The sequence below is a fragment of the Haloactinopolyspora sp. genome (assembly GCF_027324685.1).
In the GTDB taxonomy this organism is placed as follows: Bacteria; Actinomycetota; Actinomycetes; order Jiangellales; family Jiangellaceae; genus Haloactinopolyspora.
Map to the genome: position 1 here is coordinate 54,847 of NZ_DAHVSH010000175.1, position 12,008 is coordinate 66,854.

Sequence of the window (12,008 nt, forward strand, 5' to 3'; positions counted from 1 at the left end):
GAACGAAGGCGGGTGAATCAAGCGATGACGTTGCGCTGCCGCCGCCGTCTGGCGAGCACGGACAGCACGCCGGCCAGCCCGACGAAGACGTCGATGTGGTCCAGCCGGTCGGTGGAGCCTTTGGCTTTTCTCACCTTGATGGCGAAGCTCACGATGTCCATGAGCGCGCCACCGGTGTTCAGGGCACTCAAGAGAATCCCTCCTCCCACGGTGCGGCAGAACGAAACTGCCGGACTCCGCTCGATCGAATCGAGCGAAACCCGGCAGCTCACCGGTGGTGAATGTGTCAGGCGCGTTCGTCCAGCGCGGCCAACTCCTCGGCGTCGTCGTCGACCGGTAACCCGAACGGATTGGCCACCGGCTCGGTGTGGCTCTTCAGGCCCAGGCAGGCCAGCGCGCCGACGACCAGCGCACCAACGCAGACCAGCAGCGTCGGCGCCAACGCCTCGATGTAGCCGTTGCTGAAGACCTGCGCGGCCAGGCTCTGCATGTCCTGCACGACGCTGTCGGGCAACCCGTCGGGTAGCTGCGCCGGTGCCGCCTGCGTGGTTCCGACGCTCAACCCACCGGCATCCACGCCGGACAGGCCATCGACGAACCCGTCGCGGTACTCGTCGGGCAGCTGCGAGGCACGCTGTTGCGCCTGCTCGGTCAGCGAGGAGACCAGTTGCGTCTGGAGAACCGCCCCGGTCACCGCACCCGCGAGCACCGCCCCGACGTTGCGCATGGCGTTGTTGACACCTGAGGCAGCACCGTTCAACTTCGGCGGTACGTTGCGCATGATCTCCGAGGCCATCGGCGTGAAGCTGCACCCCGACCCGAGTCCGATCACGAACAACGGCGCAACGAACGCGGTCCAGCTCGCATCGGTCTGCGCGACCGGCACGAGCCAGGCCATGCCCGCACCGAACGTCACGAGCCCGCCGATCAGCACCCATTTTCCGCCGAACCGCTCCGACAGGACCCCGGCCGGGACGGCCATGATGAGCCCGCCGGCAGCCATCGGCAGCAAGACGAGTCCGGTCTTCAGGGCGCTGAAGCCCAGCACCGACTGGAAGTAGATCGTCATCGGCAGGAACAGGCCGATCGCGCCGAACGACACGGCGATCGCGACGAAGTTCGCGATGGAGAACGCGCGGTCGCGGAACAACGTGAACGGAATGAGCGGATCCTTGTCCTGAACGCCGCGCTGCTGGCGAAGGAAGATCACCAGGGTCACGGCGCTCGCGGCGAGCAGGGCCCAGATCCAGCCGTTCCAGTCGTAGCGCTCGCCTTGGATCAACGCGAAAGCCAGGCAGAACAGCGAGGTCGAGGCGATCATGACCCCGGTGATGTCGAGGCGGTACTCGATTCGTTGTTGCGAGGCCGGGATCACCAAGGCGGCCAGGACGACGACCGCGATCCCGATGGGAATGTTGATGAAGAAGACCCATCGCCAGTCGAGTGCGCTGGTCAAAAAGCCACCGACCGTCGGCCCCGCGATGGCGGACAGGCCGGCGACGGCTCCCCAGATCCCGAGCGCAACGCCGCGCTTGGACGCCGGGAAGACATCGGCGATGATCGCCAAGGTCTGCGGCGCCAGCAGCGCGGCTCCCACGCCTTGCACCGCACGGAAGGCGATCAGCTGGTTCGGGTCCTGGGCGAGTCCGCAGGCGAGGCTGGCCACGGTGAACACCACGACGCCGACGAGGAAGACGTTCTTCTTCCCCCGCAAGTCACCCAGCCGTCCCGCCGTGATCAGCAGGACGGCCAGGCACAGCGCGTACGCGTTGAACACCCACAGGATCTGATCGAGAGAGGCGTTCAGATCGTCGGTCATCCGCGGGATCGCGATGTTGACGATCGTCAGATCCATCAACGTCATGAAGTACCCGAGGCACAGGGTCGCGATGATGGCCCACGGGTTGCCGTGCCACTTGCTCAACACCGGAATCTCCTCTCCGTGGGCCTGCTGCGGCCGTCACGGTCGTCGCCGTCCAACACTCCGGGGCCGAAGGTCTCAGCCTCGTGCGTATGAGAGGGCCGAGGGCGCCCGGAGTGTGACATGCCCGCCGTTACAGCAGCAGTCCACCCGAGGCCTCCAGCCACTGGCCGGTGACCCAACCGCCGTCGTCCGAGGCCAGGAACTCGACCGCCGCGGCGATGTCGTCGGGACGACCGATGCGGCCGAGCACGTGCATCGAGGCCGCGAATTGCCGGGCTTGCTCGTCGATGAGCTTCATCCTGGTGGTCTCGGTGTCCACGAGACCTGGAGCCACGGCGTTGACCGTGATGCCACGGGACCCCAACTGCTTGGCCAGGGCCACCGTCAGCGTGTCCAGGCCGCTCTTGGCCATCGCGTACGTGACGTACTCGGGTTGGGCGGCCGCACGTCGCGCGAGTCCGGAGGAGATGTTGACGATGCGGCCGCCGTCGCGCAGGCGGGTCAGGCCGTGCTTGGTGACGAAGAATGCGGCCTTGAGGTTGCCCGCGACCACGGCGTCGAACCCCTCGGGGGTCGTGGCCTCGATCCCGAACTCCGCCGGTTCCACCCCGGTGTTGTTGACCAGGATGTCCAGCCCGTCGGCGTGGCGATCGAAGGCCTCCCACAACGTCTCGGCGTCCCCGGCGACGCCGAGCTCGGCCTGGATGGCGAAGGCCTCGCCGCCGGCGGACTCGATGGCGGCCACGGCTTCCTTCGCGCTGTGTTCGTCACTGCGATAGTGCACGGCGACCCGGCAGCCGTGCCCGCCGAGCCGTTCGGCGATGCCCCGGCCGATGCCACGGCTGGACCCGGTGACCAGGGCGGTCTTACCGCTGAACTTTCCCATGTGTCGTCCCTTCGTGTTCAGTTCGTTCCCGCGGCGTCCAGCTCGAGGTCGTTCGGCGTGAGCACCACCACGGGCGGCGGCCGGTTCGCGCGCTTGAAGAACTCACCGATGAACGGGTAAGCGGTGGTGAACTGCCGCCAGTAGCGGTCGTGGTCGGCGCCGGTGGCCGTGGCGGCCGTGACCTCGATGACCTCGGGCCCGATGTTGATCTTCGCCTGCGGGTTGGCCTGAAGGTTGCGGTACCAGGCCGGGTCGAGGGCCTTGGGCCCACCGGGGATGTCGAAGTGCCCCGGCACGGCCACCACGATGAACCGGCCGCGATCGAAGACGTAGCCCAGCGGGATGGTGCGAGGCTTGCCGGTCTTGCGCCCGGTCGTGGTGAGCAGGAGCGCCTCGAGGTCGCCGAAGCGACCCATGATGCGCCCACGCGAACGTTGATAGGCGAAGACGTTGAACCGCACCCCGAGCTTGTTGATCGTCTTGCTCACCCGGGTCGGCGGTTTCGAGTACAGGTACACGTTGACGCGCACGAACGCCCGCATCAGCCGGCCGGCGTTGAGCTGCGGCTTGGTCGTGGACCACGAGGTGAGTGAGTCGGTCTCGGCGGTCGTCCAGTCCTCGGCCGGTGACCAGCCGACCGCCGGCTCCATGTCCGACGACGGCCCCCACTCGGCCGGCGCTTGCGGCGCGGCCGGCTCGGGCTTCTTCGGCGCGGCCGGTTTGGCCACCCGCTTCGCCGTCCCGCCCGATCGCGCTCCGTTCTTCTTCGGCGGCGTCGCCGGCGATTCGGTCTTGGTCGATGTCGTCTCAGTCATCGTCGCTGTCTCCTCCCGCACCTAGCTGAGTTGTTCAGAGGACCTTCTTGCCGCGAATCCCGGCGCGGACGATGCCGCCCAGGAACGTGCGACCGAGTTCGCGCATCTCACCGGGCGCCTTGACGTTGGCCCAGTACATGAACTTCGCCATCATCGACGTGGTCGGCAGGACGAACCTGGTGTCTTCCGGGTCCTTCCACCCGAACACCGGGTTCACCAGGTCGGAGTTGTTCAGCATCCCGAAGATGATGTCGGCGGCTTCGTCGCCGGAAAGCTCCCCGACCTCGTACTTCTCACACGTCTCCGCGGTGATCTCCAGGATCTGCTTGGTCTCGGTGCTCTCCGGCCACCACAGCCCTGGATAGGCGGTCTCCTCCAACGCCCTGAAATGCCGCTCATCCTCGTCGAGGGCGTAGTTCAGCCGGGCCCGGCTCAGCCGCAGCACGCCCGGCGTCAAGAACGCCGCCCAGACTCGGAACACCGCGTTCCACAACCGGAAATGGTTGAACGAGATGAACGAGCTGTTGACCAGTTCGTCGTTGTAATGGAGCAGCCCTCGTTCGAGCTCGCCGACGTACTCGAAGCGCTCCTCGGAGAAGTCGTCGTCCTTCAGCGCCTCCACCAGCCGGCTGACCAGTGCGTAGACGACTTCGAACGTGTTGGACAAGCCCCGGGAGAACAGCGGGTCGATGAACCCGGCCGCATGTGACATCAGGCACCACCGGTACCCGACGGACTTCGACGACGAGTACTGCAGCCGGTCGGTGGACACCCATTCCCGAACCCGGTGGGCGCCTTCGAACTGCCGCTTCACCGCCGGGTACATGTTCAGGTAGTGGTTGAACTCCTCGTCAGGGGTCATGTCCTTCGGCTTCGGGTAGAGCCGCTCGTCGAAGGTCAGCCCGACACTGCACAGCTGGTTCGTCGAACCCTTGATGTTGTCGAACGGGATGATCCAGAACCAGCCGCGCTCGATCAGGTGGTGCAGCGTCCCGCCGTGCCAGGGTGCCGGTGGACGCAGACTCCGCGGGTGGTGCGACACGTCGTCGTAGGGCTTGATCCCGATGTAGTGGGTGAACAGCGACCGGGAATGATGCTTGAACCGGGCCGGCTGCTCGCGCAGGCCGAACTTCTCCGCCAGCGGCGAACGGACGCCACTGGCGTCGATCAGGTACTTGCCTCGGAAGATCTCACCGTTCTGCCCGGTCACGGTCACACCGTCGTCGTCGAAGTCCAGGTCGACGGCGCGCCAGTTCTGCCGAGTGATGCAGCCGTACTTCGCGGCAACACCGAAGTAGTACTGGTCGGTCTCCTGCCGGAACAGGTGACTCGCCTCGGTCAGGATCTTCGGGATCACGAACATCGTGGCTTCGCGCGGGTCCGGCTCCTGGCCGGGAACCTGGCGGATGAAACCGAAGCTCTGCTTGCGCCCGTGGTGCGGGCCGATGTGCTTCATCGTGGCCTTGACGTCGAACAGATGCTCCAGCTCCGGCACGTCGAAACGCGCCCGCAGGATCTGCAACCACTCGATCAGCTGAGGAGTCATGGACTCCCCGATGGCGAAGCGTGGATGCTGGCCCGCATCGACGAGCGCGACGCTCACGCCTTGGCTGGCCAGACACAAGGCACTGACCGAGCCGGCGAGGCCGGACCCCAGGATCACCACGTCACACTGCTGGACCGGTCCGGACTGCTCGTCCGTCTCAACCGACCGTACCCGACTGTTCATGACTGCCAACTCCTTAACAACGCGCGCTCACGGACTCACCTGTGTCGTCGTCTGTCATGTGAAAAGGGATGTCATTCCGGTGGGCCGAACCAGCTGGCCAGCGCCGGCCGAGCAGCACTCGAGCGATCGCCGGCCCAGGCCACGTGGCCGTCCGGGCGCAGGACGAGCGTGCGTACGTCCTGCAGGGCGCTTGCGTGCGGCCGGGTGAACGCGGCCGCACGCAACGTCGCGCGCACGCACTCCACCCGGCCCCGCTGCCCGGCCGCTGTCCGGGCAACCTCGGCCCAGCGCCGCGGTTGCCCGGACAGTTCCAGCACGACTGCGCGCCCGGCTCGCAGCAGTTGGGTGGTGCTGGTCCGACCGCGCTCGCTGGCGAGCGCGAGATGCGGAATGTGCGCCCCGACCAGCGGATGGTCACCGGGTCGGTAGCGCACGTCCAGCCCGCCGATCATGTCGGCGAGCCGGGCTTGCACCGCGGTGAGGCCGATGAGCTCACCGAAGGTGCTCCGCAGGCCCTCGACGTCCGCACCGAGAAGCAGACGGGTCTGGGCTTCGATGTTGTCCAGGACCCGCCGGCCGACCGCATGCCGCTCGTCGTGATAGGTGTCGAGCAGCCTGGCCGGAGCCCAGCCGGCTACCTGTGCGGCCAATTTCCAGCCGAGATTCACTGCGTCGTGAACGCCCAGGTTGACCGCTTGTCCCCCGACCGGCAGCTGCCGATGTGCTGCGTCTCCGGCGAGCAGGACTCGGCCTCGCCGGTACTGCGCCGCCAGGTGACTCGCATCGCTGAGTGCGTTGATCCAGACCGGCGTGGCGGCCCCGATGTCCTCGCCGGTCACTCGTTTCCAGGCCTCGACCACGTCGTCGAAGTCCGGCTTGCGGGACGGGTTCGGCACTCGATCGAACTGGTGCACCATGAGACGGGTCAGTCCGTCGTGGGTCACCGCCGTCGCGAGCCCGTCCGGGTAGCGTTCGAACCGGCGATCGGCGACGTCGGCCCCGGTCATGTCGCAGCGCAGCAGTTCGCGCGTGGCCGGCGTCCCCGGAAAGTCGAACCCGCCCACCTGACGCACCGTGCTCTGGTCGCCGTCACAGCCGACCAGATACGCGGCCCGGATGGTGACCGGGCCTGACGGTGTCTCGACGCCGGCCGTCACCTGATCGTCGGCGGCGGTCAGCGACGTGAGCGTGTGCTCGCGCAGGATTCGCGCGCCTTGCCCGGTCGCCCACTCGCCCAGCAGGGCCTCCAGGCGGGTCTGGGCCACCTTCCACTGCCCGGCGAAGCGGGAGTTCTGCGTCCCCAGATCGAGCGGGAGTCCGCCGAAGTGACCGCGGGGCTCGTGCGGCGGAGTGCCCAGCGTCTCCAGCAGTCCGCGCTGGTCGAGCAGTTCCATGGTCCGCGCGTGCAGGGTGGATGCGCGCGACTCGGTCGTCGGGCGGGCCAGGCGTTCCAGGACCACGACGTCGGCCCCGCCGAGGCGCAACTCCCCGGCGAGCATCAACCCGACGGGTCCGGCACCGACGACGATGACGTCGGTGTCCATGTCAGCGCCGGCTTTCGGCGTACTCTCGCGCGTACCCCAGCGTGGCCCGGCTGTTCGCGCCGAGGGCGTTGCGCACGAACTCCCGCGCCTGCGGCGCCCCGGCGTCCTCGCCCAGCACCGTGGCGATGTTCGCCTCGTTGATCGCCACGGTGTGCTGCGAGGTCGCCAGCACGCCCGCGTCGTCCTCCTCGAACCGCCACACTCCGGTGTGCAGGGTCATCAGGGCCGGCAGGGTCGTCTGCTTGTAGACGATCCGGTGGTGGGGGAAGCACACCCGCACCGACTCGGTCCGGTGCGTGCCGCCGTCCTTGGTCTGGGTGTCCATGGCCAGGATCTGCACCCCGGGCGTCTTCTCGACCAGCGAGACCCACGACACGTGCGCCAGCCGCTCGGTCCAGAGCCCGGCTTCGTTCACGAAGTCGTACATGTCCTTCGCCGCGGCGTCGACCCGGATCGAGTCTTCGAACGACATGACGAGATCGGCGCCGTCACCGACGGCCAGCTCCACGTTCGTGCGCAGAGCCGCCAGTTCGGAACGACTGTTCTGGTCCACCGCCCGGTCGATCCAGGCCAGGCTGTCCGGATCGTCGTTCACCGCCCGGTAATCGTGGAGCAGCCGCACCCGGGATTCGTCCTTGGACAGCGCTTCGATCACCCACGCCCCGCCCATGGACGCCACGGGTGGTGCCGAGACCTCCTGGCGGAAGTCGATCCGCAATCCACCGGGGTCGAGGATCCGGCGCGACGTCCAGTCCTTGACCTCACCGTTGGCCGTGGCCCAGATGTGGATCCGTTCGTCCCGCGCGGAGCGCTCGACCTGTTCGACGTAGACCGTGGGCGGGAAGATCCGCGGCCAGTTCTCCACGGCCGCGATGAGTTCGTAGACAGCCGGTGCGGGAGCGGCCACCGTGATCTCGTGCTCCACCTCGCGGTGCTGCTGCGATGCCATGTCCACCCTCCTTCAGAAGTTGCCCAGGCCACCGCAGACGTTGATCGCCTGTGCGGTGATGGAGGCAGCGGTGTCGGTGACCAGGTAGCCGACGAGGCCTGCGACCTCGTCCGGCGTCGAGTACCGCCCGAGCGGGATCTTCGCCTGGAACTTCGCCAACACCTCGTCCTCCGAGGTGTTCCAGACACCCGCGTAGCCCTGCCGGACCCGTTGTGCCATCGGCGTCTCCACATAGCCCGGGCAGACCGCGTTCACCGTGATCCCGGTCGGGGCCAGCTCATTGCCCAGTGCCTTGGTGAATCCGACGACGCCGTGCTTGGACGCCGAGTACGGCGCACCCAGCACCACGCCTTGCTTACCGGCGGTGGAGGCGATGTTGACGATCCGTCCACGGTTCAGCTGCCGCATGCCGCCGGTGTTGAGGACCTCCCGGGTCATCCGGAACACGCTGTTGAGATTGGTGTCGATGACCGCGGACCACAGATCGTCGTCGATGTCGGCGGTGACCCCGCCGCCACTGCGGCCGGCGTTGTTGACCAGCACCTCGATCGGCCCGTAGCGGTCCACCGCCGAGCGGACGAACGTGGCGATGTCCTGCGGGTCGGTGACGTCGCAGGCGCTGCCGGCGACGTCGAGTCCGTCCTTGCGTAGTTCCTTCACCGTGAGCTCGACGGCGCTGGCGGTACGGGCACAGATGTACACCCGGTGTCCCTGCTCGGCGAGCCTCCTGGTGACGGCCAGTCCGATTCCGCTCGTCGCCCCGGTGACAGCGGCGATTCGTTGTGGTGTGCGTGACATGCGTGTTCCTCCGACCTGTCTAGCGAGCGACGAGCTTTTCGTTGACGGCAGCGAGGAGTTCGCGGGGCGTCTGGACGTCGTTGAGCGTGGAGTCGTCCAGCGCGATCCCGATCTCGCGCTCGAGCCGGGCACCGGCCTCGAGCAGCGCCAGCGAGTCGTAGCCCAGCTCGTCGAAGGTCAGATCGAGGATCTCGCCGTCGAGGTCGACGTTCTCGGCCTGGCCTGCGACCTCGCGCAACACGGTCTTGAGGTCGTCGATGGTGGTCTCGTGAATCGTCATCACGGTTTCCCTTCTGTGTGCCGGCGTACGACCAGCGCGGAGTTGAACCCGCCGTAGCTGCGAGCGAGGATCAGGGCCGCATCGACGGCGCCGTGCCGCGGCTCGGCGAGCACGAGGTCGAGGTCGGCGTCCGCAGCAGCGCTGATGTTGGTGGTCGGCGGCACTCGTTGATCCCGGATCGACAACAGGGCGGTCGCCACGTCGAGCGACGCCGCGCCGGACAGCAGCCGCCCGGTCATGGTCTTCGGTGCGGTGACCGGAACACCTCGCGGCCCGAAAACCGCCCGGATGGCGCCTGCCTCCACCTGGTCCAGCTGGGGAACGGCAGCTGCGTCAGCGAACACGACGTCGATGTCCTGCGGTTGCATTCCGGCATCGCCCAAGGCCAACTCGATCGCGCGGCGCAGTCCCGGCTCGCGCCCGGATTCCGGCGCCGGGTCGAACGTCGCCGCATGACCGGCGATCTCGGCGTAGACGTGCGCACCGCGTCGGCGCGCGCTGTCCGCGTCCTCGACCACGAGCAGGGCGCCGCCTTCACCGGGCACGTGCCCGCCCGCGTCGGCGTCGAAGGGGCGATAGGCCAGCTGCGGGTCCGGGCAGGTGCTCACTCGGCCGCCGGCGAGCTGGGCCACCCAGCCCCACGGGCAGATCGAGGCGTCGACACCGCCGGCGATCATCACCTGCCCACCGCGGCGCACGAGCCGGCGCGCCTGCGCGATCGCGTCCAGTCCCCCGGACTCCCCGGACACGACGACGCTGCTGGGTCCGCGCATACCGTGCCGGATGGAGATCTGCCCGGAGTTCACCGCATAGAACCAGGCGAAGGACTGGTAGGCACTGACGAACTGCCCGCCCTTGCTCCACAGGTTCTGCAGCTCGCGCTGGCCGAATTCGAACCCGCCGGACGAACTCGACGTCACGACCCCCATCCCGAACTCGGGCCAGTCTTCCGGGCGTATCCCGGCGTCCTCGAGCGCCCAGTCCGCCGCGACGATCGCCATGCGCGTCATGTGGTCGGTCTGCGGGATCAGCCGGCTCGGCAGGTGTTCCTCGGCGACGAACCCCGCCACCTCGCCGGCCAGGCGAGCCGGGTAGCCGGACGCATCGAACCTGGTGATCGGGGCGATGCGGTTCGTCCCCCGGCACGTAGCCGTCCAATGTTCGGCCGCGCCCAGCCCCGTCGGCGCCACGACACCGATCCCGGTCACCACCGCCGTGGCACTCACGTGACCCTGCCCAACACCATCGCGCTCTGGAAACCGCCGAACCCGCTGCCGACGGTGAGCACCATGTCCGTCGGCCACGTGCGGGATTCGTTCGGCACGTAGTCCAAGTCGCATTCCGGATCGGGTTCGTGCAGATTCGCTGTCGGCGGAACGAGGTTGTGCTCGATCGCCAGCGCCGACGCGGCGATCTCGATCGAGCCGATGGCCCCCAGGGAGTGACCGACCATCGATTTGATGGAGCTCACCGGGGTCCGGTAGGCGTCGGAGCCCAGGCTGGCTTTGAACGCCGCCGTCTCGTGCCGGTCGTTCTGCTTGGTGCCCGAGCCGTGGGCGTTGATGTAGTCGATCTGGTTCGACGCGACGCGCGCCTGGCCGAGAGCTGCCCGGATCGCTTCGGCCATCTCGCGTCCGTCCGGCTGCAGCCCCGTCATGTGAAAGGCATTGCACCTGGTCGCGAACCCGGCGATCTCGGCGTACGGGTGTGCACCGCGGGCCTTGGCCCGTTCGTACTCTTCGAGGACGAACATCGCCGCCCCCTCGCCCAGGACGAATCCGTTCCGCGTGCGGTCGAACGGCCTGGAGGCGCGCGCGGGATCGTCGTGCCGTGGCGTGGTCGCCTTGATCGCGTCGAAGCATGCGACCGTGATCGGCGAGATGGGCGCGTCCGATGCCCCGGCGATCATGACGTCCGCGCTGCCCTCGCGGATCACCTCGGCGGCGTACCCGACGGAGTCCAGCCCCGATGTACAGCCGGTGGATATCACCGTCGCCGGCCCCTCGGCGGCCACCGACCGGGCGACCTCACCCGCGAACGAGCTCGGGACGAAATAGTCGTAGAGGTGGGGCACAGCGTAGGTGTGATCGACGACGTCGAGCCGTCCGCCGTCACTGACGACCCGGTACTCGCGATCCAGCCCCATCGTCGCGCCGACGGCGCTGCCCACGGTCACGCCGGTGCGGTGGGGATCCATCGACAGATCAAGCTCGAGCTCGCTGTCCATCAGCGCCTCGCGCGCCGCGACCACGGCGAACTGCGCCGCCCGATCCATCCGGCGCGACTCCTGGGGACTGAGGCCGTGGAGGTCCGGATCGAAGTCGGCCTCAGCGGCGACCCGCGAGCGGAACGGGCTCGGATCGAAGAACGTGATCGTGCGGGTCGCGGTCCGGCCCTCGCTCAACAGCGCCCAGAACTCCTTGGTCCCGATGGCCCCCGGAGCAATGACTCCGATGCCGGTGATCACTACTCGCCGTTCCATGTGGATACTCCTTCGCCCCGCGCTATGAGGATTTCGTCCAGTAGTAGAAGGGCGTCGCCATCGCATCGGCCGGCGAACGCCAGGTCTGCGGGTCGTAAGCGGTGATGAACGGCTTCAGGTCGGTGCTCACCTGAACGAACAGCGGGTGGTTCTTCGTCTCCTCGATCGCTGCCCCACCGCGGTCGGAATCGAAATCCTGTATATGGAAGTAGAGGCCGTGAAATGTGAACAGCTGCCGCCGGCTGGTACCCATCAAGTGCGGCATCTCGGTTCGGTCGAACTCCTCGAATATCTTCGCCACGTCGTGCTGGGATTCCTGCTGCATTCGAGCCACAATCAAGGTACTGGGCATGAGATTCCCTTTCGGTGAGCTGGCTTCGGCGGCAGTCGGCGGCTACGCGCGTTGATCGTGCACGAGCACGTTTTCGTCAGGACGCGGAACAACGCGGAGCACCCGCAACAATGGCCCAGCCATCGCGGTGGTGACCAACGCCATGATGACCATCATGGTGAACATTTCGCCGTTGATGATGCCGCGCTGGATCCCGACGTTGAGAATGACCAACTCGGTGAGCCCACGCGTGTTCATCAACACCCCGAG

General features: G+C 67.5%; 12 protein-coding genes and 1 pseudogene. All 13 read right to left on the bottom strand.

Annotation, left to right across the window (positions count from 1 at the left end):
- Nucleotides 1–17: 17 nt before the first annotated feature.
- Nucleotides 18–191 (bottom strand): hypothetical protein, encoded by a 174-nt coding sequence (locus M6444_RS19240; protein WP_298331175.1) that lies wholly within the window; start codon nucleotides 189–191, stop codon nucleotides 18–20.
- Between the two features lie 95 nt (nucleotides 192–286).
- The gene (locus tag M6444_RS19245) at nucleotides 287–1,927 is read right to left on the bottom strand and encodes an MFS transporter (RefSeq protein ID WP_298331177.1); all 1,641 of its coding nucleotides are present in this window, start codon (nucleotides 1,925–1,927) and stop codon (nucleotides 287–289) included.
- 127 nt (nucleotides 1,928–2,054) lie between these two features.
- Nucleotides 2,055–2,810 (bottom strand): SDR family oxidoreductase, encoded by a 756-nt coding sequence (locus M6444_RS19250; RefSeq protein ID WP_298331179.1) that lies wholly within the window; start codon nucleotides 2,808–2,810, stop codon nucleotides 2,055–2,057.
- Between the two features lie 17 nt (nucleotides 2,811–2,827).
- Entirely contained in the window at nucleotides 2,828–3,625 is a 798-nt protein-coding gene (locus tag M6444_RS19255) for a nitroreductase family deazaflavin-dependent oxidoreductase (RefSeq protein WP_298331181.1), read from the bottom strand.
- 34 nt (nucleotides 3,626–3,659) lie between these two features.
- Entirely contained in the window at nucleotides 3,660–5,354 is a 1,695-nt protein-coding gene (locus tag M6444_RS19260; RefSeq protein WP_298331182.1) for a tryptophan 7-halogenase, read from the bottom strand.
- A gap of 71 nt (nucleotides 5,355–5,425) precedes the next feature.
- Nucleotides 5,426–6,898: an FAD-dependent monooxygenase gene (locus tag M6444_RS19265; protein ID WP_298331184.1), complete on the bottom strand. Its 1,473-nt coding sequence runs from the start codon at nucleotides 6,896–6,898 to the stop codon at nucleotides 5,426–5,428.
- Nucleotide 6,899: 1 nt separating this feature from the next.
- The gene (locus M6444_RS19270; RefSeq protein WP_298331186.1) at nucleotides 6,900–7,847 is read right to left on the bottom strand and encodes an aromatase/cyclase; all 948 of its coding nucleotides are present in this window, start codon (nucleotides 7,845–7,847) and stop codon (nucleotides 6,900–6,902) included.
- Between the two features lie 12 nt (nucleotides 7,848–7,859).
- The gene (fabG, locus tag M6444_RS19275) at nucleotides 7,860–8,645 is read right to left on the bottom strand and encodes a 3-oxoacyl-ACP reductase FabG (RefSeq protein ID WP_298331188.1); all 786 of its coding nucleotides are present in this window, start codon (nucleotides 8,643–8,645) and stop codon (nucleotides 7,860–7,862) included.
- A 19-nt stretch (nucleotides 8,646–8,664) separates the two neighbouring features.
- Nucleotides 8,665–8,925, bottom strand: coding sequence for an acyl carrier protein (locus M6444_RS19280; protein ID WP_298331190.1), 261 nt, complete (start codon nucleotides 8,923–8,925; stop codon nucleotides 8,665–8,667).
- Nucleotides 8,925–10,151: a ketosynthase chain-length factor gene (locus M6444_RS19285; RefSeq protein ID WP_298331192.1), complete on the bottom strand. Its 1,227-nt coding sequence runs from the start codon at nucleotides 10,149–10,151 to the stop codon at nucleotides 8,925–8,927. The genes M6444_RS19280 and M6444_RS19285 overlap by 1 nt, the downstream gene beginning before the upstream one ends.
- Nucleotides 10,148–11,407, bottom strand: a complete 1,260-nt coding sequence (locus M6444_RS19290) for a beta-ketoacyl-[acyl-carrier-protein] synthase family protein (RefSeq protein WP_298331195.1) — start codon at nucleotides 11,405–11,407, stop codon at nucleotides 10,148–10,150. Before M6444_RS19290 ends, M6444_RS19285 begins: the two co-directional genes overlap by 4 nt.
- Nucleotides 11,408–11,429: 22 nt before the next feature.
- Nucleotides 11,430–11,759 carry a TcmI family type II polyketide cyclase gene (locus M6444_RS19295; RefSeq protein ID WP_298331197.1) on the bottom strand — a complete coding sequence of 110 codons (330 nt, stop codon included), beginning with the start codon at nucleotides 11,757–11,759 and terminating at the stop codon, nucleotides 11,430–11,432.
- A 42-nt stretch (nucleotides 11,760–11,801) separates the two neighbouring features.
- Nucleotides 11,802–12,008: pseudogene (locus M6444_RS19300) on the bottom strand (cation/H(+) antiporter); the annotation flags it as partial.